The organism is Chromobacterium subtsugae, from assembly GCF_035919665.1.
In the GTDB taxonomy this organism is placed as follows: Bacteria; Pseudomonadota; Gammaproteobacteria; order Burkholderiales; family Chromobacteriaceae; genus Chromobacterium; species Chromobacterium subtsugae.
The window spans coordinates 1,797,888-1,817,851 of record NZ_CP142381.1; the positions used below are offsets into that span (position 1 = coordinate 1,797,888).

The 19,964-nt window shown below is 60.1% G+C and carries 16 protein-coding genes, 2 tRNA genes and 3 rRNA genes; 10 read left to right on the plus strand and 11 right to left on the minus strand.

The window, feature by feature from the left end:
• Positions 1-55: 55 nt before the first annotated feature.
• From U6115_RS08895 to U6115_RS08905, 3 genes are all read right to left on the minus strand, one after another.
• Positions 56-400, minus strand: coding sequence for a hypothetical protein (locus tag U6115_RS08895; protein WP_043579241.1), 345 nt, complete (start codon positions 398-400; stop codon positions 56-58).
• A gap of 257 nt (positions 401-657) precedes the next feature.
• Positions 658-1,035 (minus strand): hypothetical protein, encoded by a 378-nt coding sequence (locus tag U6115_RS08900; RefSeq protein ID WP_052878140.1) that lies wholly within the window; start codon positions 1,033-1,035, stop codon positions 658-660.
• A gap of 367 nt (positions 1,036-1,402) precedes the next feature.
• Positions 1,403-1,708 carry a hypothetical protein gene (locus U6115_RS08905; protein WP_146008341.1) on the minus strand — a complete coding sequence of 102 codons (306 nt, stop codon included), beginning with the start codon at positions 1,706-1,708 and terminating at the stop codon, positions 1,403-1,405.
• Positions 1,709-1,778: 70 nt separating this feature from the next.
• Between U6115_RS08905 and U6115_RS08910 the strand changes: the two genes are divergently transcribed.
• Positions 1,779-2,384 carry a hypothetical protein gene (locus tag U6115_RS08910; protein ID WP_043579242.1) on the plus strand — a complete coding sequence of 202 codons (606 nt, stop codon included), beginning with the start codon at positions 1,779-1,781 and terminating at the stop codon, positions 2,382-2,384.
• 69 nt (positions 2,385-2,453) lie between these two features.
• Here U6115_RS08910 and lipA read toward each other — a convergent pair whose 3' ends face one another.
• The 4 genes from lipA to U6115_RS08930 form a co-directional block, all read right to left on the minus strand.
• Positions 2,454-3,401: a lipoyl synthase gene (gene lipA / locus U6115_RS08915; RefSeq protein ID WP_043579243.1), complete on the minus strand. Its 948-nt coding sequence runs from the start codon at positions 3,399-3,401 to the stop codon at positions 2,454-2,456.
• The gene (gene lipB, locus U6115_RS08920) at positions 3,398-4,021 is read right to left on the minus strand and encodes a lipoyl(octanoyl) transferase LipB (protein ID WP_043579244.1); all 624 of its coding nucleotides are present in this window, start codon (positions 4,019-4,021) and stop codon (positions 3,398-3,400) included. The genes lipA and lipB overlap by 4 nt, the downstream gene beginning before the upstream one ends.
• A gap of 13 nt (positions 4,022-4,034) precedes the next feature.
• Entirely contained in the window at positions 4,035-4,304 is a 270-nt protein-coding gene (locus U6115_RS08925; protein WP_043579269.1) for a YbeD family protein, read from the minus strand.
• 77 nt (positions 4,305-4,381) lie between these two features.
• Positions 4,382-5,527: a D-alanyl-D-alanine carboxypeptidase family protein gene (locus U6115_RS08930; RefSeq protein WP_043579245.1), complete on the minus strand. Its 1,146-nt coding sequence runs from the start codon at positions 5,525-5,527 to the stop codon at positions 4,382-4,384.
• A 199-nt stretch (positions 5,528-5,726) separates the two neighbouring features.
• Here U6115_RS08930 and ilvA point away from each other — a divergent pair, with 199 nt between their 5' ends.
• The 8 genes from ilvA to U6115_RS08970 all read left to right on the plus strand — a co-directional run bounded on the left by ilvA (position 5,727) and on the right by U6115_RS08970 (position 16,145).
• The gene (ilvA, locus tag U6115_RS08935) at positions 5,727-7,256 is read left to right on the plus strand and encodes a threonine ammonia-lyase, biosynthetic (protein WP_043579246.1); all 1,530 of its coding nucleotides are present in this window, start codon (positions 5,727-5,729) and stop codon (positions 7,254-7,256) included.
• A 44-nt stretch (positions 7,257-7,300) separates the two neighbouring features.
• Positions 7,301-7,948, plus strand: a complete 648-nt coding sequence (locus U6115_RS08940; RefSeq protein ID WP_043579247.1) for an HAD family hydrolase — start codon at positions 7,301-7,303, stop codon at positions 7,946-7,948.
• A gap of 439 nt (positions 7,949-8,387) precedes the next feature.
• Positions 8,388-9,923 (plus strand): 16S ribosomal RNA (locus U6115_RS08945).
• Between the two features lie 92 nt (positions 9,924-10,015).
• A tRNA-Ile gene (locus U6115_RS08950) sits at positions 10,016-10,092 on the plus strand.
• A 3-nt stretch (positions 10,093-10,095) separates the two neighbouring features.
• Positions 10,096-10,171, plus strand: a tRNA-Ala gene (locus U6115_RS08955).
• A 282-nt stretch (positions 10,172-10,453) separates the two neighbouring features.
• Positions 10,454-13,345 (plus strand): 23S ribosomal RNA (locus U6115_RS08960).
• Between the two features lie 125 nt (positions 13,346-13,470).
• A 5S ribosomal RNA gene (rrf, locus tag U6115_RS08965) occupies positions 13,471-13,585 on the plus strand.
• Together the 16S, 23S and 5S rRNA genes with 2 tRNA genes alongside form the textbook arrangement of a ribosomal RNA operon.
• A 367-nt stretch (positions 13,586-13,952) precedes the next feature.
• Positions 13,953-16,145 (plus strand): ATP-binding protein, encoded by a 2,193-nt coding sequence (locus tag U6115_RS08970; RefSeq protein WP_230623437.1) that lies wholly within the window; start codon positions 13,953-13,955, stop codon positions 16,143-16,145.
• Here the strand turns inward: U6115_RS08970 and U6115_RS08975 are convergent.
• From U6115_RS08975 to U6115_RS08990, 4 genes are all read right to left on the minus strand, one after another.
• The gene (locus U6115_RS08975) at positions 16,142-17,155 is read right to left on the minus strand and encodes a GlxA family transcriptional regulator (RefSeq protein WP_043579911.1); all 1,014 of its coding nucleotides are present in this window, start codon (positions 17,153-17,155) and stop codon (positions 16,142-16,144) included. The two genes, U6115_RS08970 and U6115_RS08975, sit on opposite strands and share 4 nt — an antisense overlap.
• 140 nt (positions 17,156-17,295) lie before the next feature.
• Positions 17,296-18,027 carry an ABC transporter permease gene (locus U6115_RS08980; RefSeq protein ID WP_076098297.1) on the minus strand — a complete coding sequence of 244 codons (732 nt, stop codon included), beginning with the start codon at positions 18,025-18,027 and terminating at the stop codon, positions 17,296-17,298.
• Entirely contained in the window at positions 18,024-18,710 is a 687-nt protein-coding gene (locus U6115_RS08985) for an ABC transporter permease (RefSeq protein WP_043579909.1), read from the minus strand. The genes U6115_RS08980 and U6115_RS08985 overlap by 4 nt, the downstream gene beginning before the upstream one ends.
• A gap of 72 nt (positions 18,711-18,782) precedes the next feature.
• Complete coding sequence (locus U6115_RS08990) at positions 18,783-19,547, minus strand: ABC transporter substrate-binding protein (RefSeq protein WP_043579906.1); 765 nt, start codon at positions 19,545-19,547, stop codon at positions 18,783-18,785.
• Here U6115_RS08990 and U6115_RS08995 point away from each other — a divergent pair.
• Positions 19,546-19,797, plus strand: a complete 252-nt coding sequence (locus U6115_RS08995; protein ID WP_146008340.1) for a hypothetical protein — start codon at positions 19,546-19,548, stop codon at positions 19,795-19,797. The genes U6115_RS08990 and U6115_RS08995 overlap by 2 nt on opposite strands.
• Positions 19,798-19,964 lie beyond the last annotated feature (167 nt).

Genomic DNA, 19,964 nt, shown 5'->3' on the forward strand with positions numbered 1-19,964 from the left:
TTCTCCTGCGGATGATGGTCTTGCCGCGGCCGGCATGGCGGCCGGGCGGGGAGGATCAGGCGCTGGCTGGACGCCGCATGCCGCTTGGCGGCAGCGACAGGCAATCCAGCTTGACCCGGGTAAGCGGCATGGTGGCCAGCCGCTGGGCGATGCCCTGCAGGAAATGCATGCAGGCCTCGGAGCCGCAGCGGAAATCGGCGCAGATCAGCCAGGGCGTCAGCGTATGGCGGCTTTCCCGCGCGGCCGGCTGCGGCTGCTCCTGCCATTGCTGAATGCGCAAGCCGTGTTTTTGCGCCAGGGTGCGGATTTCGCGTCTGGCGGCGCCCAGCGACATCGATGGGCAGATGATGGACAGCTGATACAGCTGCTGATTGCGGGGGGGGGTGAACAGGTTTTGCATCGTAAGCTCCTGTGGAATGGCGCGTGTGGTTTCACATGGCGACAGGCAGCCGTCTTCCGCGGCGATAGCCGGGAAGCGGCATGATGGACGGCGCGGCGGCGGCGCTGTCCATCGCTTACGGGAAGGGGTGGATCAGTGCGGCGCCGGCGGCGAAGACCTGGCTGTCTGCGGTTCGGGTTCTTCGGGCATGGCTGGGGCCTTGTGGTGCGGCGGTTTGGCCGGCGGTCTTTGTGGACGCCGGCGCGACGGGTTCGGCGTTAGGCGGCGATGCGCGGACGGCTGCCGAACAACGAGCGGTGATGTGGCTGCGCGCTATGCAGGCGGCGGCCCCAGTGCACGCGGCGGATTTCCGGCAGTTGGCTCAGGCGCAGCGCCATGTCGTCCAGGTCCTGGCGTTGCGTCAGCGGGCAGTTGAGCACCACCGACAGCTTGCACTGGTTGTCATGGCTGTCGGGGCCGATGGTGACTTGCGAGGCGCGCAGGCCGAGGTCGTGCATTTCCCAGAACAGGCGTTTGCGCAGCGTGGTGATGACGGCTTTGTCGCAAACGATATTCAGGCGGAAGTCGGCAACTTGAGCGGAAGTATTGCCGCGGGTAAAGAATTTCAGCAGTTGGGACAGTTTCAGGGCTCGCATATTGAATCCCCCTATTTTTATAGCAGCAGAGAATAAGCACCCCTTTCCGGTTTGAATAACCGTATGCGGGAATGCGGTCCGATATTGAATGAGCGGAGTATGGCGCGGCTGCCGAGCCGGTTATTTCCGCCCAATAGCGGAATTAGCCTGACGCGCAGCTACGCGGCGCATACGTTCGCGGTTCTGGTTCTTCCGGCATGGAATCTCCTTTGGCGCACGCAGCTAGCGTAAACAATTCGGTCGGTTTGCTGAGTCGGTCTGATGCTGGGGGATGCTGGCAAGCCATTCGGGACGCAGAAGCGCAGCGCGGACTGGAAGCCGCGGCATAAGGCGATGCTGTGTGACTGAGTGGATTGCGTTTGGCGCGTCAGCCTGTTTTCAGGCCGGAACGGATGCCACATCCTGGCTTTGCAGGATGAGGCAGAAGGAAGGAATTCGGTCTGCTTAAATCCTGCAAGGCGATACTGCGATCGAAGATCGACTGGAACCGTCGTTGTCCACGGTTTGCCTTTGCAAAATTAATAACAATCCGACTATAAGCGAAACTGCCTATTAAATCAAACCAAATTGCTGTTTTCGCGGCAAGCGTGGCGGATTCGTCTTTTTTATATTGATTTGCAATATATGGATAGCGCGGCATTCCAGCCGCATGCGTTCGCTTTGCGCTTGACATGCATGGATTTGTCTATGCTGGACAAGTAGTGGCGGTTTCGCCGCGGGACATGGTTTGTGCGGGTTGCGCAATGACGAAGTCAAGGGTTTTGGTGGCGGATGGGGAAGGCGCGCCAGAGTATCTGCTGACTTGCGCTGTCGCGAGGGAATTGGCCGAGGTGGATGACGATTGTCATGTCGCGTCTGAGGCCAATGTGCGGGAGCCGCTGGGTTGCGCGAACGTAAGCCTGAGAGGGCGCCCGCGATCCAGCCTGAGAGGGGATGGCCGTGCGGATATCGTGTGGTGGGTGGCGCCCGAGGCCGGCGGGCATGGCGTGCTGAAGTCGATCATCGAGGTAAAGAATGACCTGGCGGAGCCTGGGGGGCCGCTGGAACAAGACGTGGGCCGCTTGCGCGATAGTCTGGCGCTGAGCATGAAGAGCAATGGCGAGCTGGAGTTCTGCTGCCTAGCGTTCTGGTTGGGCGTGGGCGAGCCCAGGCGAAAGATTCATGATTCGCCTGTGGCTTGGCTGAAGTTCAAGTCTGACAGATTGCTCAGCGCGGCGCAGAGTTCGGTGGCGAGGGATAGCCTGGTTGCTAGGCTTGCGCAACCCAAATTCTATCAGGGCGAATATGCCGGCGGCGCCAGCTATGCCTGGGCTCCCGGCGTGCTGGTGATCGAGAAGCCGGCCGTTTGAGCGGCGGCCGCATGAAAAAACGGCATCCGGGTTGAAGCTCGGATGCCGTTTTTGCTGGATGGCGAGTGTTTACACGCCAGCCTCATGCGCCTGCACGTCGGCGTGGTAGCTGGAGCGCACCATCGCGCCTACCGCGGCGTGGACGAAGCCCATTTCGTAGGCTTTTTCCTCGAACATCTTGAACACATCCGGGTGCACGTAGCGCAGCACCGGCAGGTGGCCGTCCGACGGCTGCAGATACTGGCCTATGGTCAGCATGTCCACGTCGTGGGCGCGCAGGTCGCGCATCACTTCCAGGATTTCCTCGTCGGTCTCGCCCAAGCCCACCATCAGGCCGGACTTGGTGCGCACGTCCGGGTTCTTCGCCTTGTAGTCTTTCAGCAACTGCAGTGAGTGGGCGTAGTCGGCGCCGGGGCGGGCTTGCTTGTACAGGCGCGGCACGGTTTCCAGGTTATGGTTCATCACGTCCGGCGCGGTGCCGCTGAGGATGTCGATGGCGATGTCCAGGCGGCCGCGGAAGTCGGGCACCAGAGTTTCGATCTGGGTACCGGGGGAGGCGGCGCGCACCGCGTTGATGCAGTCGGCGAAGTGCTGGGCGCCGCCGTCGCGCAGGTCATCGCGGTCCACCGAGGTGACCACCACGTACTTCAGCCGCATCGCCGCCACGCTCTCGGCCAGATGCTTGGGCTCGTTTTCATCCAGCGGGTTGGGGCGGCCGTGGCCGACGTCGCAGAACGGGCAGCGGCGGGTGCAGATGTCGCCCATGATCATGAAGGTGGCGGTGCCCTTGCTGAAGCATTCGCCGATATTGGGGCAGGAGGCTTCTTCGCACACGGTGTGCAGCTTCTGATCGCGCAGGATCTGCTTGATTTCGTGGAAGCGCTGGCTGTTGGGCAGCTTGGCGCGGATCCACTCCGGCTTTCTCAGCTTTTCGTCCAGCGGCACGATCTTGATCGGGATGCGGGCGGTCTTGGCCGCGCCCTTGTGCTTCACCCCGGCCTGGTTGTCCGGCTTCATGCGGTCTCCTTGCTTGTGCTCAGGTGGCGTTCCAGGTGCGGCAGCAGCTTGTCGGCGGCTTCGGCGACCGTGAGGTTCACGCCCAGATTCTTCAATTGTGTCACCTTGAGGTTGGCGTAGCCGCAAGGGTTGATCCAGCCAAACGGGCTCAGGTCCATGTCCACGTTCAGGCTCAGGCCGTGGTAGGTGGCGCCGTTCTTGATGCGCAGGCCCAGCGAGGCGATCTTGGCGCCGTCGACATAGACGCCGGGCGCGTCGACATCGCCGTTGGCGGCGATGCCCTGTTCGGCCAACATGTCGATGATGGCCTGCTCGATGTGGCGCACTAGTTCGCGCACGCCGATGCGCATGCGCTTGAAATCAATCAGCAGGTAGATCACCAGTTGGCCGGGACCGTGGTAGGTGATCTGGCCGCCGCGGTCGGTCTTCACCACCGGGATGTCGTTTTGCTGCAGCAGGTGTTCCGGCTTGCCGGCCAGTCCCTGGGTGAACACCGGCGGGTGTTCGACCACCCACAGTTCGTCCCGGGTGTCGTCGTCGCGCTGGTCGGTGAGCGCCTGCATGGCGCGCCAGGTCGGCTCGTAGTCGGCCAGGCCCAAATGTTTGATGATGCGTTGCACCTGAGCTCCCGGGTCAGAGGACCATTTTCACCATGGGGTGGCCGGTCAGCGACAGGTAGATGTTGTCCAGCTGTTGGCGCGAGGTGGCGGTGACGGTGACGGTCAGCGCGTAGAAGCGGCCGCCGGAGCTTTCGCGCAGCACAATGTCGACCTCGGCGAGGTCGGGGGCGTTGATGCGCACCACTTCGGTGATGGTGGCGACGAATTCGTCGTGCCGCTCGCCCATGATCTTGAGCGGGAAGCGACAGGGGAACTCCATCAGTTCCTGTTTTTCATCAGACATGTCAGATCTACTCTTGCCAATTGCGAAACCGGCGGCGCCGCAGCCAGGCCGGGGCGCCGCCAAAACCGCTGCCGCGGTTACTTCCAGCCCAGCATCAGCTTCAGGCTGTCCCACAGGCGGCTGAAGAAGTTGCCTTCCTCCACCGCTTTCAATGCTACCACCGGACGCTCCAAGAGCGGCTTGCCGTCGAGCGAAACCGTCAGCTTGCCGACCACCTGGCCGGCCTTGATCGGCGCGATCAAGGGCTGCATGGTGGTCAGGTCGGCCTTCAGCTTGGCGGCCTGGCCCTTGGCCACGGTGGCGTAAACATCGCTGCCGAAGCCGACCGCCACCATCTTGTCGCTGCCCTTGTAGACGGCGACGTCGGAGACGCGGGTGTTTGCTGCATAAAGTTTGGGCGTGTCGAAGAATTGCAAGCCGTAGTTCAACAGCTTGGAGCTTTCCACCGCGCGGGCTTCCGGGCTGGCGGTGCCGACGACGACGGAGATCACGCGGCGGCCGTCGCGGTGGCTGGACGTTACCATATTGTAGCCGGCGCTGTCGGTGTAGCCGGTCTTCATGCCGTCGACGTTGGGGTCGCGGTACAACAGCAGGTTGCGGTTAGGCTGCTTGATGTTGTTGTAGGTGAACGACTTCATCGAGTAGATCGGATAGAACTCGGGGTAGTCGCGGATCAACGCGGCGGCGAGGATGCCCAGGTCGTGCACGGTGGTGTAGTGGTCGGCGTGCGGCAGGCCGGTGGCGTTCCTGAACTGGGTGTTCTTCATGCCGAGCTTCTGCGCCTGCTGGGTCATCATCTGCGCGAACACGTCTTCGCTGCCGGCGATGGCTTCGGCCAGCGTCACGCAAGCGTCGTTGCCGGACTGCACGATCATGCCGCGGATCAGGTCCTCCACCTTGGCCGGGACTTTTGGATCCAGGAACATCCGCGAGCCTTCGGTTTTCCAGCCTTTTTGCGATACGGTCAGCGTCTGCTCCAGCGTCAGATGCTTTTCCTTCAGCGCCTTGAAGGTCAGATAGGCGGTCATCAGCTTGGTCAGCGAGGCCGGCTCGACGCGGGAGTCGGGGTCGCGTTCGGCTAGCACCTGGGCGCTGTTGTAGTCCAGCAGGTAGTAGGCCTTGCCGGCGATGTCCGGCGCCGGCGGGGTGAAGGCGGTATTGGCAAAGCCAAGGGACGGCAGCGCCAGGGCGGCGGCCACCAGGGCAGTGGTGAGTTTTTTCATTTTGGAGAGGACTTGCTTAGGGGTCACAAACAGTAGCCGCTGATTATACACGCTGTGGCCACCACCGTTGCCGGAAAAACCCGAACCGGCGTTGATATTGCAATGCAGCAGACAGTGCGCGGCGGGCCTCCCGTTCGTTTGGAGTTCCTGATACTCTGACAGTTCAAATACAAGAAACTACAGGGACGAAGGCATCACTATGAGCAATACGCAAGACTATCTGGAACGCATCCTGACATCGAGGGTTTACGACGTCGCGGTGGAGACGCCGCTGGAGCTGGCGCCGAATCTGTCGCGGCGCTACGGCAACAAGATACTGCTCAAGCGCGAAGACCTGCAGCCGGTGTTCTCGTTCAAGCTGCGCGGCGCCTACAACAAGATGGCCAAGCTGAGCGCCGAGCAGCGCGCGCGCGGCGTCATCACCGCTAGCGCCGGCAACCATGCGCAGGGGGTGGCGCTGTCAGCCAGCAAGCTGGGCTGCGAGGCGGTGATCGTGATGCCGGTCACCACGCCGCAGATCAAGATCGACGCGGTGAAGCAGCGCGGCGGCCAGGTGGTGTTGTCCGGCGATTCCTTCAATGAGGCCTATCTGCACGCGGTGAAGCTGGCGGAAGAGAGCGGCCGCACCTATATCCCGCCGTTCGACGATCCGGACGTGATCGCCGGCCAGGGCACGGTGGGCATGGAGATCCTGCGCCAGCATCCGGACGATCTGGACGCGGTATTCGTCGCCATCGGCGGCGGCGGCCTGGCTGCCGGCGTGGCCAGCTTCATCAAGCGGCTGAAGCCGGAGGTGAAGGTGATAGGCGTGCAGCCGGTGGACTCCGACGCGATGCGCCAGTCGATAGAGAAGGGCGAGCGGGTGGAGCTGAAAGACGTCGGCCTGTTCGCCGACGGCGTGGCGGTCAAGCTGGTGGGGGAGGAAACCTTCCGCATCTGCCGCGAATTGCTGGATGAGATCATCCTGGTCGATTCCGACGCCATCTGCGCGGCGATCAAGGATATTTTCGAGGACACCCGCTCCATCGTCGAGCCTGCCGGCGCGCTGGCGGTGGCAGGCGCCAAGGCATACATCGAGCGCGAAGGCTGCGCCGGGCAGTCGCTGGTGGCGATCTCCTGCGGCGCCAACATGAATTTCGACCGCCTGCGCCACGTGTCGGAGCGTTCCGAACTGGGCGAACGGCGCGAGGCCATCATCGCCGTCACCATCCCGGAAAAGCCGGGCAGCTTCAAGCGCTTCTGTTCGGTGATCGGCGGCCGCAACATCACCGAGTTCAACTACCGCTTCGCCGACCCCAGCGTCGCCCACGTGTTCGTCGGCGTGCAGATCGCCGGCAAGGAGGATGTGGAGCGTTTGTTGACGGACTTGCGCGCGGCGGAGTTGGATGGCATCGACCTGACCGATAACGAATTGGCCAAGCTGCACATCCGCCATCTGGTGGGCGGCCATGCGCCGCAGCTGAAAGACGAGCGGGTGCTGCGCTTTGAATTTCCCGACCGCCCCGGCGCGTTGATGCGTTTTCTGGAGGCGATGCGCACCGACTGGAACATCAGCCTGTTCCACTACCGCAACCACGGCGCCGACTATGGCCGGGTGCTGGTCGGCATCCAGGTGCCCCCGGGCGACGCGCAGGCCTTCCAGCAGTTTCTGGAAACGCTGGGATACCCTTATATAGATGAAACCGATAATCCGGCCTATCGGCTGTTTCTTGGCAAGACCATCCGTTGATGGTGCAATGCCGGCCTTATTTCCAATCTGGTGAAGCAGGAATCATGATCAAGGCAGTATTGTTCGATTTGGACGGCACGCTGGCGGATACCGCCCGCGACCTGGGGGCGGCGCTGAATCGCCTGCTGAAGGAAGAGGGCCTGCCGCCGCAGCCATACGAGGCGATCCGGCCGATGGCCAGCCATGGCGCGCGCGGCCTGGTGCGGCTGGGCTTCGGCGCCGGACTCGACGCCGAGCGGATGGAGTCGCTGCGGGTGCGCTTCATGGATCTGTACGACGCCAGCCTCGCCGAGGAGACGACGCTGTTCGACGGCGTCAACGAGCTGATCGCCGAATTGGACAAGCGCGGCCTGGCCTGGGGCATCATCACCAACAAGTCGATGCGCTTCACCGACCGCCTGGTGCCGTGGCTGCCGTTCGCCATTCCGCCAGCTGTCATCGTCAGCGGCGATACCGTGGGCGTGGCAAAGCCCGACCCGCGTCCGATGCTGCACGCCACCGAACAGATCGGCATCGCGCCCGAGCATTGCATGTATGTCGGCGATGCCGAGCGCGACATCCAGGCGGGCCGCAATGTCGGCATGAAGACGGTGCTGGTCAACTGGGGCTATTTCTCGGCGGACGACAAGCCGGAGCAGTGGGGGGCGGATGCCGATATCGATCACCCGCTGCAGCTGCTTGATCATCTATAAGGCCTGATGAGAGGGGTTGAAGCAGGCCGGCGGGTGCGCCGGCCTGTTTGTTTTCGGGGTTTGGGGGCGGGGCGGGCGGCGCGCCATCCGTTTTGTCGATGGCTTTTGCAAATACCCTGTGTTCATATCTTCAGCCAGATCATGGGCTTGGCGGCGCGCGGGGCGGTTTGCGATGAATTTTTCTGATTTTTCGCAAGCAAGGTGTTGACGGGTGCGGGTCCCGGGGGTATAGTTCGCCTCCTCAGCTGACGCAGCGAACGAAACAGCGGAAACGAAACGGTTCCGGTGATGACGACGCAGCGATCGGCACCGCTCTTTAACAGACAGAATAACCGATAGGTGTAAGTGTTTGGCGAAAGCCAAAAACTTGCACTGCAAGAGACAAGAGATACTTGTTTATTTCTTTGAACTTGCGTGCCAGAAAATTTGCTATGAGATTGAACTGAAGAGTTTGATCCTGGCTCAGATTGAACGCTGGCGGCATGCTTTACACATGCAAGTCGAACGGTAACAGGGTGCTTGCACCGCTGACGAGTGGCGAACGGGTGAGTAACGCATCGGAATGTACCGTGTAATGGGGGATAGCTCGGCGAAAGCCGGATTAATACCGCATACGCCCTGAGGGGGAAAGTGGGGGACCGTAAGGCCTCACGTTATACGAGCAGCCGATGTCTGATTAGCTAGTTGGTGAGGTAAGAGCTCACCAAGGCGACGATCAGTAGCGGGTCTGAGAGGATGATCCGCCACACTGGGACTGAGACACGGCCCAGACTCCTACGGGAGGCAGCAGTGGGGAATTTTGGACAATGGGCGCAAGCCTGATCCAGCCATGCCGCGTGTCTGAAGAAGGCCTTCGGGTTGTAAAGGACTTTTGTTCGGGAGGAAATCCCGCTGGTTAATACCTGGCGGGGATGACAGTACCGGAAGAATAAGCACCGGCTAACTACGTGCCAGCAGCCGCGGTAATACGTAGGGTGCAAGCGTTAATCGGAATTACTGGGCGTAAAGCGTGCGCAGGCGGTTTTGCAAGTCTGATGTGAAAGCCCCGGGCTCAACCTGGGAACGGCATTGGAGACTGCAAGACTAGAGTGCGTCAGAGGGGGGTAGAATTCCGCGTGTAGCAGTGAAATGCGTAGAGATGCGGAGGAATACCGATGGCGAAGGCAGCCCCCTGGGATGACACTGACGCTCATGCACGAAAGCGTGGGGAGCAAACAGGATTAGATACCCTGGTAGTCCACGCCCTAAACGATGTCAATTAGCTGTTGGGGGTTTGAATCCTTGGTAGCGTAGCTAACGCGTGAAATTGACCGCCTGGGGAGTACGGCCGCAAGGTTAAAACTCAAAGGAATTGACGGGGACCCGCACAAGCGGTGGATGATGTGGATTAATTCGATGCAACGCGAAAAACCTTACCTGCTCTTGACATGTACGGAACTTGGTAGAGATATCTTGGTGCCCGAAAGGGAGCCGTAACACAGGTGCTGCATGGCTGTCGTCAGCTCGTGTCGTGAGATGTTGGGTTAAGTCCCGCAACGAGCGCAACCCTTGTCATTAGTTGCCATCATTTAGTTGGGCACTCTAATGAGACTGCCGGTGACAAACCGGAGGAAGGTGGGGATGACGTCAAGTCCTCATGGCCCTTATGAGCAGGGCTTCACACGTCATACAATGGTCGGTACAGAGGGTCGCTAAGCCGCGAGGTGGTGCCAATCTCATAAAACCGATCGTAGTCCGGATCGCACTCTGCAACTCGAGTGCGTGAAGTCGGAATCGCTAGTAATCGCAGATCAGCATGCTGCGGTGAATACGTTCCCGGGTCTTGTACACACCGCCCGTCACACCATGGGAGTGAGTTTCACCAGAAGTGGGTAGGCTAACCGCAAGGAGGCCGCTTACCACGGTGGGATTCATGACTGGGGTGAAGTCGTAACAAGGTAGCCGTAGGGGAACCTGCGGCTGGATCACCTCCTTTCTAGAGAAGGCGATCGCCAAGCACTTACAGCCTATCGGTTATTCGCGTTAAGGGCAGCTGGATCGAAGAGATTCAGTGCTGAGAAGTTGACTGGGTTTGTAGCTCAGCTGGTTAGAGCACTGTGTTGATAACGCAGGGGTCGTAGGTTCGAGTCCTACCAGACCCACCAGTTGGGGGATTAGCTCAGTTGGGAGAGCACCTGCTTTGCAAGCAGGGGGTCGTCGGTTCGATCCCGTCATCCTCCACCACTTACAGTGCAAACAAAAACGAACTTGATCGAGTTTGATTCTGTTTGCGTTGTTCGCGTGCAGCGAAAGCTGCTCAGCAATACGCCCGATCTTTAACAAACTGAAGAAGCCGAATATATTAAGACGGCGAAACAAACAGCGAGAGTTAAGTCTTTCGTTGAATGAATCGTCATCTTGGGTATTTGATTGTATCAAAGGCTGCGTCGCCATATCAAAAGGGGCGGTGCAGTCGTCGCACAAACACACTTGTTGTTTTAGTGGCTTAGGCTGCTGAAATGATAGGGTCAAGCGACTAAGTGCATCTGGTGGATGCCTTGGCGATCACAGGCGATGAAGGACGTGTAAGCCTGCGAAAAGCGCGGGGGAGCTGGCAATAGAGCTTTGATCCCGCGATATCCGAATGGGGAAACCCGGCCCTTAGGGGTCATCCCTGACTGAATACATAGGTCAGAGGAAGCGAACTCAGCGAACTGAAACATCTAAGTAGCTGAAGGAAAAGAAATCAACCGAGATTCCGTAAGTAGTGGCGAGCGAACGCGGAACAGCCTGTATGTGATAGAGATTGCGTTAGTGGAAGGTTCATGGAAAGGACCGCCGTAGTGGGTGATAGCCCCGTACACGAAAACGCATTCTTGGTACTAAGCATACGAGAAGTAGGGCGGGACACGCGAAATCCTGTCTGAATATGGGGGGACCATCCTCCAAGGCTAAATACTCGTGATCGACCGATAGTGAACCAGTACCGTGAGGGAAAGGCGAAAAGAACCCCGGGAGGGGAGTGAAATAGAACCTGAAACCGGATGCATACAAACAGTGGGAGCGGACTTGTTCCGTGACTGCGTACCTTTTGTATAATGGGTCAGCGACTTACGTTCAGTAGCAAGCTTAACCGAATAGGGGAGGCGTAGGGAAACCGAGTCCGAATAGGGCGCTTTAGTTGCTGGGCGTAGACCCGAAACCGAGTGATCTATCCATGGCCAGGATGAAGGTGCGGTAACACGCACTGGAGGTCCGAACCCACTAGTGTTGCAAAACTAGGGGATGAGCTGTGGATAGGGGTGAAAGGCTAAACAAACTCGGAGATAGCTGGTTCTCCCCGAAAACTATTTAGGTAGTGCCTCATGTATCACTTCCGGGGGTAAAGCACTGTTATGGCTAGGGGGTCATTGCGATTTACCAAACCATGGCAAACTCTGAATACCGGAAAGTGCAAGCATGGGAGACAGACGGTGGGTGCTAACGTCCATCGTCAAGAGGGAAACAACCCAGACCGCCAGCTAAGGTCCCAAATGATCAGTTAAGTGGTAAACGAAGTGGGAAGGCATAGACAGCCAGGATGTTGGCTTAGAAGCAGCCATCATTTAAAGAAAGCGTAATAGCTCACTGGTCGAGTCGTCCTGCGCGGAAGATGTAACGGGGCTCAAACTGATAACCGAAGCTGCGGATGGGCGCGTAAGCGTCCGTGGTAGGGGAGCGTTCTGTAGGTCTGTGAAGGTGTCTCGTAAGGGATGCTGGAGATATCAGAAGTGCGAATGCTGACATGAGTAGCGATAAAGCGGGTGAAAAGCCCGCTCGCCGAAAGCCCAAGGTTTCCTACGCAACGTTCATCGGCGTAGGGTGAGTCGGCCCCTAAGGCGAGGCTGAAAAGCGTAGTCGATGGGAAACGGGTTAAAATTCCCGTACTTTTGTGCAGTGCGATGTGGGGACGGAGAAGGTTAGGTCAGCAGACTGTTGGAATAGTCTGTTCAAGCCGGTAGGCGTGAAGAGTAGGCAAATCCGCTCTTCTTTAACGCCGAGACGTGATAACGAGGGTCTACGGACCTGAAGTGACTGATACCACGCTTCCAGGAAAAGCCACTAAGCTTCAGCTGCACAAGAACCGTACCGCAAACCGACACAGGTGGGCAGGATGAGAATTCTAAGGCGCTTGAGAGAACTCAGGAGAAGGAACTCGGCAAATTGATACCGTAACTTCGGGAGAAGGTATGCCTGTTGAGGTGTAGGACTTCGCGTCCGAAGCTTTGACAGGTCGCAGAGAATCGGTGGCTGCGACTGTTTAACAAAAACACAGCACTGTGCCAACACGAAAGTGGACGTATACGGTGTGACGCCTGCCCGGTGCTGGAAGGTTAAGTGATGGGGTGCAAGCTCTTGATCGAAGCCCCAGTAAACGGCGGCCGTAACTATAACGGTCCTAAGGTAGCGAAATTCCTTGTCGGGTAAGTTCCGACCCGCACGAATGGCGTAACGATGGCCACACTGTCTCCTCCTGAGACTCAGCGAAGTTGAAGTGTTTGTGAAGATGCAATCTACCCGCTGCTAGACGGAAAGACCCCGTGAACCTTTACTGTAGCTTTGCATTGGACTTTGAAGTGGTTTGTGTAGGATAGGTGGGAGGCTTTGAAGCCAGGACGCTAGTTCTGGTGGAGCCGACCTTGAAATACCACCCTGACCCCTTTGAGGTTCTAACCTTGGTCCGTGATCCGGATTGGGGACAGTGCATGGTAGGCAGTTTGACTGGGGCGGTCTCCTCCCAAAGTGTAACGGAGGAGTTCGAAGGTTACCTAGGTACGGTCGGAAATCGTGCTGATAGTGCAATGGCAAAAGGTAGCTTAACTGCGAGACCGACAAGTCGAGCAGGTGCGAAAGCAGGACATAGTGATCCGGTGGTTCTGAATGGAAGGGCCATCGCTCAACGGATAAAAGGTACTCCGGGGATAACAGGCTGATACCGCCCAAGAGTTCACATCGACGGCGGTGTTTGGCACCTCGATGTCGGCTCATCACATCCTGGGGCTGTAGCCGGTCCCAAGGGTATGGCTGTTCGCCATTTAAAGTGGTACGTGAGCTGGGTTCAAAACGTCGTGAGACAGTTTGGTCCCTATCTGCAGTGGGCGTTGGAAGTTTGACGGGGGCTGCTCCTAGTACGAGAGGACCGGAGTGGACGAACCTCTGGTGTACCGGTTGTCACGCCAGTGGCATCGCCGGGTAGCTAAGTTCGGAAGAGATAACCGCTGAAAGCATCTAAGCGGGAAACTTGCCTGAAGATGAGACTTCCCTGGAGGCTTGACCTCCCTGAAGAGTCGTTCGAGACCAGGACGTTGATAGGTCGGGTGTGGAAGCGCTGTGAGGCGTGAAGCTAACCGATACTAATTGCTCGTGAGGCTTGATCCTATCATTTGAGTGGCTTGGGAAACTGAGACACAAGAGAGTGGATGTGCGACGTACGTCAAATACCGAATATATGCGAATCTGTCTGAGAGACGGGTTCGGGCTTCTTTAAGTTTGTACAGTTTATGTCTGGTGGCCATAGCGAGGTGGTCCCACGCCTTCCCATCCCGAACAGGACCGTGAAACGCCTTAGCGCCGATGATAGTGTGGCATTCGCCATGTGAAAGTAGGACACCGCCAGACGCCCCATACAGAACCCCAGCTCGATGAGCTGGGGTTTCTGCGTTTCGGCCGCCCGCCGGGCTGTGTCGTTTCGGCCTTGCCGCCCCCTCCCCGAACCCGCGCGGCGACCGTCCGTCGCCGCTGCCCATCCGCCAGTCCCCGCGAGGGGGCGCATCCCGCTGCCCGCCAGGCGCCTGGCGGGCTTTGACTGGGCAGTCGACGTGCCGCTTGCCCGATCGCGGGCCTTGTTTCAACGCTTCAGCTGGTGCGGCTAGGCGCCTGGCTCGCGGTCATTGCCTGCTTGAGCGATTTTTGCAAAAATGCGCGGCAGATGTTTTATGCAATGCATATTATTTGAAATGTCAGATATATCCCTGGGGCGGAAGTCTTGAGCAAATTCAAAGGTGGCGAGTGGCTTCTGTTTGGTGCTATCTGGCTGGTTTGCGCGCTGCTGGTGCTGAGCCAGTGGGCGATGGGCGAGTACCGCAGGCTGCAGGATGGATTCGAGCTGGCTGCGCATCAGGCATACGCGGGCGTGGCGCGCAGGTTGGATCAGAACGAGTCGGTGCTGTCGGCGATAGATGCCCTGCTGTTGTCGCGCGAGCCGCTCGATGCCAAGGCTTTGAGCGCGTTTTCGCGAGAAATGTTGCCGCGCTATCAACAGCTTTATGCGATTGAATTCTTCCGCAATGTCACGGCTGAGAATCGCGGTCCGTTTTTGCGTGAAATGGAAACCCGCTTCGGCGAGACCTTTTATATCCGCGATTTCGACGTGATGGGCAAGCGCAGCTGGCAGCCGGCGCCGGTGCGCAAGCAGTCGCTGGTGGTGTCGATGATAGAACCGGATCTGCCGGCGGTTAGCCCGGTGTTTGGTTACGATGTGCTGGGCGACCCGCATTTCGCCCCGGAGTTGCGCAGGGCGCTGTCCAGCGGGCAAAAGGTGTCTTCTCGTCCCTTTGATTTATACGATGGCGGCGGCCGAGCCTACATGCTGATGCAGCCTTTGTTCCGTCCATCGGCCGAGCCGAGGAGGGCATCCGGCGCGCGCGAGCTGGCCGGCATGGTGGCGCTGGTGGTGTTCTACGACAGATTGTTGCAGTTGCCGGTGGATCAGGGGCTGCCGGGCAGCCTGGATCTGTCGCTATTGCCCAAGGGCGATGGCGTAGAACCTTTGTATCAACGTCTGCACCGCTTTGCCGAGCATGATTGGTGGCCGGTGGTGACGCGGCTGGAGGCGCGGCTTCCTCTGAGCAGCGAGGCGCAGCCTTTCGTGCTTGGCGTGGCCCAGGATGTGCGTTTGAACGACCTCGCCTTGCTGCCGTTATTGCTGCGCGAGCTGTTCATCACCTTGCTGCTGGCGGCGGTCGGCTTGATCTATTCGCAGCGGATGGCCTTGCGGCGGGAGCGCAATCAGGCCGACGAGGAGCTGTTCCTGCAGAGCGAGCGCGCGTCGGTGACGCTGAGCGCGATCCATGACGGCGTGGTGATTCTGCGGCAAGACAGAAGCATCGAGATGGCGAACCCGATGGCGCTGCGGCTGGTCGACATGCCGGCCGAGGAAGTGCTGGGCCAGCCGTGCCACGAGGTGTTCCGGTTGTTGGGCGAGTTGGCGTCGGAGTTCGCCGAAGATCCGATCAGCGAGTGCTTCCGCACAGGCCGCCCGGTGGAACTGGCGGAGCGGATGCAGCTGACCACTGCGCGCGGCAAGGTGCATTTCGTCGAGGGCGGGGTGGCGCCGCTGCTGTCGCGCGAGGGCGTGTTGATCGGCGTGGTATGCGCGCTGCGAGATATGGGGCCGTTGCGCCAGCGCACGGCGGAGGCGCTGGAGGCCAGCGAAACCCGGGTGAAGGAGCACCTGGAAAAGCTGTCGCATGTGGCCAGGCTGCATACCATGGGCGAGATGGCGTCGGGCATCGCGCATGAGCTGAACCAGCCGCTGACCGCCATTTCCAATTACTGCCAGGCGGCGATGCAGCTGCTGGATGGGGTGGAGGACGCGCCGCCGCAGGTGAATTCGGCGCTCAAGCTGGCGGTGGCGCAGGCGGGAAGGGCCGGGGAGATCATCAAGCGGCTGCGGGCGCTGGTCAGCAAGCGGGCGATAGAGACGCGGCTGATAGATGTCAACCAGGTGGTAGGCAACTGCATGTTTCTGGTGGAGTACGATCTGCGCGAGCGCGGCGTGGAGGTGGTGCAGCTGCTGTCAGGCTATTCCATTCCGGTGATGGCAGACAGCATCCAGCTGGAACAGGTGGTGCTGAACCTGCTGTCCAATGCGATGGATGCCCTGCGCGACGAGCCGGCGATGAAGCGCCATGTGATCGTGCATACCCGCCGCGAGGGGCGCAAAGGCATACTGGAGGTGCGCGATACCGGCCGCGGCATCACACCGGACCTGCTGGAGGTGCTGTTCCACCCGTTCTTTTCCACCAAGCCGCATGGCATGGGCTTGGGGCTGTCGATCTGCCAGACCATTGTGGAGCAATACGGCGGGCTGATTTCGGCGGAAAACATACCGGCCAGCGGCGCTTGCTTCCGCATCGAGCTGCCGCTGGCGCTGCAGGCGGAGCGCCAGCTGACCTAGCCGCGCTCGGTCTGGGCGGGCTGGCGCTGCAGCGCGCTGGTCTGGGTGCGCTGGGCGCGCTCTTCGCGCGGGGTGATGTTGAAGTGGTTGCGGTAGGTGCTGGAGAAGTGGGGACCGCTGGAGAAGCCGCACGCCAGGCCGATCTGCACGATGGACTTGCTGGTTTGCTGCAGCAGCTGGCGCGCGCGGCCCAGGCGCAGCTCCAGATAGTACTTGGACGGCACAGTGCCCAGGTACTGCTTGAACAGCCTTTCCAGCTGGCGTCGGGAGACGCCGACGTAGTAGGCGATGTCGTCGGTGGACAGCGGCTCTTCGATATTGGCCTCCATCAGGCTGACCGCCTCGGTCAGCTTGGGCTGGCTGCCGCCGATGCGGGTGGCCAGCGGGATGCGCTGGCGCTCGTTGCCCGGGCGGATGCGCTCCATGCTGAACAGCTCGGACAGCTGGGCGATGAATTCATGGCCCTGCTGTTTGCCCACCAAGTCCAGCATGAAATCGAAGGTGGCGGCGCCGCCGGCGCAGCTCAGATAGCGGCCTTCGCTTTCATACAGATTGGACGTGACGATCACATCCGGAAACTCCTCGGTCAGCCGCGAGATTTCGCGCCAGTGTATGGTGGCGCGCTGTCCGGCCAGCAGGCCGGCGCGGGCCAGCCAGTAGCTGCCGCAGCCTATGCCGCCCAGCGTGAGCTTGTCGGTGTTGCAGGCGGCGATGCCCTTGCTCAACTCTTCCAGCGCGAATTCGTTGCCGATTTCATCGGCCAGGATCAGCAGATAGTCCAGCTTGGGCGCGTAGGACAGCGGCAGGTCCACGCCCAGCTTGACGCCGTTGGACAGCTGCACCTGGCCGCCGTCTAGCGACAGCAGCAGAGTTTCGTACAGGCGCTTTTCCGCCAGCAAGTTGGCGTGGGCGAGCACCTCGGACGCGGCGGCGAAGTCGGCCATCGAGGCGTGGGGCAGAAGCAGGAAGCCAAAGCGCAGGGCTTTGCCGGTTTGGGGCGGATGACCCATGGTGTGATTGTCTGTACTCGGTTGGCAAAAAGACCGCCATGCCGGGAGGCCTGGCATGGCGGCGTATCTTGCCGTGCATTGTACGATTTATTTCAGCCGGCAGGCAGAAGAATTGCTGCCGCTTGCTATCGTTTGCAGGCTTATGACTTGCGGGGCGCGAGAAAGGCCAGGTAGCGGCGCTCGGCCCGCTTCATCAGCCAGACCAGGATGAAAGTCAGGCCCAGGTAGATGATGGCGGCGGTGAGGAAGGGCTCGAACGGCATATAGCTTTCGCTATAGATGCGGCGCGCCACGCCGGTGAGGTCGGCCAGGGTCACCAGGCCCGCGATGGCGGTGCTCTGCAGCATCATGATCACTTCGTTGCTGTAGGCGGGCAGCGCGCGGCGCAGCGCCGAAGGCAGCACGATGCGGCGCAGCATCAGCCACTGGCTCATGCCCATGGCGCGGGCGGCTTCGATCTCGCCCCAGTGGGTGTTGCGCAGCTGGCCGGCGATGATCTCGGTGGTGTAGGCGGCGGTATTCAGCGTGAAAGCCAGGATGGCGCAGGCGTAAGCGTTTTGCAGATACTGCCAGGCCCAGCTGTCGCGGATCCAGTCGAACTGCGCGAGGCCATAGTAAATGATGAACAGCTGCACCAAGAGCGGGGTGCCGCGGAACACATAGCCGAACAGCCATACCGCGCCGGACAGAGGACGGTTTTGCGAAACCCGCGCCAGTGCCAGCGGGATGGCCAGCGCCAGGCCCAGCAGCAGCGAGACGCCCAGCAGCTGCAAGGTGAGGATCAGGCCGTCGGTGCTGGCCAGCATCGGCCCGCCGTCATGGGCGCCGAAAAATTCCGGCAGCCGCTCGATAATCAGTTTGGGATCGATCACAGTCCGCTCTCCTTGGCGCCCAGCGAATAGCGCTTCTCCATCCAGTGGAGCAGCAGATTGGACGCGCCGGTGACGATGAGGAACAGCATGCCGACGACGACGTAGACATCGAACGGCTGCTGGGTGGCCGATTTGGCGGCGTCGGCGCGGTACATCACGTCATTGAGGCCGATGACGGAAACCAGCGCGGTGGATTTCACCAGCACCAGCCAGTTGTTGGAAAAGCTGGGCAGCGCGTAGCGCACCATCTGCGGCAGCTGGATGCGGAAAAACACCCGCAGCGGCGACATGCCGTAGGCGAGGCCGGCTTCCATTTGGCCTTTGTGCACCGCCATCATCGCGCCGCGGAAGGTTTCGGTCATGTAGGCGCCGAAGATGAAGCCCAGGGTCAGCACGCCGGCGGCGAAGGGATCGATGTTCGGGCTTTGCCAGCCGAAGTAGCCGCAGACGTCGTTGAGCAGCATCTGCGCGCCGAAAAACAGCAGAAACATCCACACCAGGTCGGGAATGCCGCGCACCACGGTGGAGTAGAGCTCGGCAAGCAGCGTCAGTACGCGCGATTGGCTGGACTTGAACAGCGCGCCGACCAGGCCGAGCGCGACCGACACGATCAGCGCGGTGCCCGCCAGTTTCAGGGTCAGCACGCCGCCTTCGAGGATGCTGGGAAGATAGCCTTGAAGCATGAAGCAATCTCGGAAAAGGGGATTGCCGGAACAGGCGCGCGGGGCGCGCCCGTCCGAGGGAGGATGCCGGGGTCAGCCGCCGTAGATGTCGAAGCTGAAGTACTTGTCCTGGGCCTTCTTGTAGCTGCCGTCCTTGCGGATTTGCTCGATGGCTTTGTTCAGGCGCTCAACCAGAGCCTTGTTGCCCTTCTTGACGGCGATTCCGCAGCCGGGGCCGAAGTACTTGACGTCGGAGTAGTTGGGACCGGCGAAGCCGTAGCCCTTGCCTTGCGGCGTCTTGAGGAATTCCTGCTCGCCGACGGCGCTGTCGACGAAGACGGCGTCCACGCGGCCGGACTTCAGGTCGAGGAAGGATTCAGGCGACTTGGCGTAGGCGACTACGCTGGCGCCGCTCTTGCCCCAGAAGTCCTTGGCGAACTTTTCCTGGGTGGAGGCGCGCAGCACGCCGATCTTCTTGCCCTTCAGGCTGGCCGGGTCCACCTTGGCGCCGTTCTTGGCCACCATGCGGCTGGCGATGTTGTAGTACTTGTGGGTGAAGTCCACCGCCTTCTCGCGCTCGGGGGTGATCTGCATCGACGAGATGATGGCGTCGAACTTGTTGGCGTTCAGTGCCGGGATCAGGCCGTCCCAGTCCTGCGGCACGATCTGGCAGGTGGCCTTCATCGCCGCGCACAGCGCGTAGGCCATGTCGATGTCGAAGCCCTGCGGCTTGCCGTCGGCGCCTTGCTTGGAGAACGGCGGGTAGTTGAGGTCGATGCCGAAGCGCAGAGTTTCCGCCTGGGCGGACAGGGAGGCGAACAAGGCAAGGCTGGCGCTTGCGATCAGGGCTTTTTTCATGATGTTGCTTCTGCTTCTCTATTTGGGCGCGTGGCGCGCAGCGCGCGGGCAACCCGCTTGTAAACCCCGCACCGGAGGCAGCGTTATTGTTCCGATCCGGGCCGTCTTTTGTTTATTGGCGGCCATGGGGCGCCGCCGACTGGAACAACAAGTGGCGGAATTGGTCAATCCCCATAAGCAAGTGCGCACATTCTACCTTACTTTGGTGCAAAAATGGAAATATCATAAAAATCAAATACTTATGCACTAATTGTTGAGTTGTCTACAATGCGCTCTGCAATAGTCTTTGTGTAACAGCCCGTCGCTTTGCTGTAAGGTATCGCGAGGATTCCGCCGGGGTGGATGCCTATGGCGTATTGCCTTCGGAATAGGGCTTACCATTTTTATGTAAGACCATGTCGCATTAAGGAAATCCCG

Coding starts and splice junctions, on each gene's coding strand:
- U6115_RS08895 (WP_043579241.1), bottom strand. CDS start 400: ATGCAAAACCTGTTCACCCCCCCCCGCAATCAGCAGCTGTATCAGCTG.
- U6115_RS08900 (WP_052878140.1), bottom strand. CDS start 1,035: ATGCGAGCCCTGAAACTGTCCCAACTGCTGAAATTCTTTACCCGCGGC.
- U6115_RS08905 (WP_146008341.1), bottom strand. CDS start 1,708: ATGTCAAGCGCAAAGCGAACGCATGCGGCTGGAATGCCGCGCTATCCA.
- U6115_RS08910 (WP_043579242.1), top strand. CDS start 1,779: ATGACGAAGTCAAGGGTTTTGGTGGCGGATGGGGAAGGCGCGCCAGAG.
- lipA (WP_043579243.1), bottom strand. CDS start 3,401: ATGAAGCCGGACAACCAGGCCGGGGTGAAGCACAAGGGCGCGGCCAAG.
- U6115_RS08925 (WP_043579269.1), bottom strand. CDS start 4,304: ATGTCTGATGAAAAACAGGAACTGATGGAGTTCCCCTGTCGCTTCCCG.
- U6115_RS08930 (WP_043579245.1), bottom strand. CDS start 5,527: ATGAAAAAACTCACCACTGCCCTGGTGGCCGCCGCCCTGGCGCTGCCG.
- ilvA (WP_043579246.1), top strand. CDS start 5,727: ATGAGCAATACGCAAGACTATCTGGAACGCATCCTGACATCGAGGGTT.
- U6115_RS08940 (WP_043579247.1), top strand. CDS start 7,301: ATGATCAAGGCAGTATTGTTCGATTTGGACGGCACGCTGGCGGATACC.
- U6115_RS08975 (WP_043579911.1), bottom strand. CDS start 17,155: ATGGGTCATCCGCCCCAAACCGGCAAAGCCCTGCGCTTTGGCTTCCTG.
- U6115_RS08985 (WP_043579909.1), bottom strand. CDS start 18,710: ATGCTTCAAGGCTATCTTCCCAGCATCCTCGAAGGCGGCGTGCTGACC.
- U6115_RS08995 (WP_146008340.1), top strand. CDS start 19,546: ATGATGTTGCTTCTGCTTCTCTATTTGGGCGCGTGGCGCGCAGCGCGC.
- U6115_RS08990 (WP_043579906.1), bottom strand. CDS start 19,547: ATGAAAAAAGCCCTGATCGCAAGCGCCAGCCTTGCCTTGTTCGCCTCC.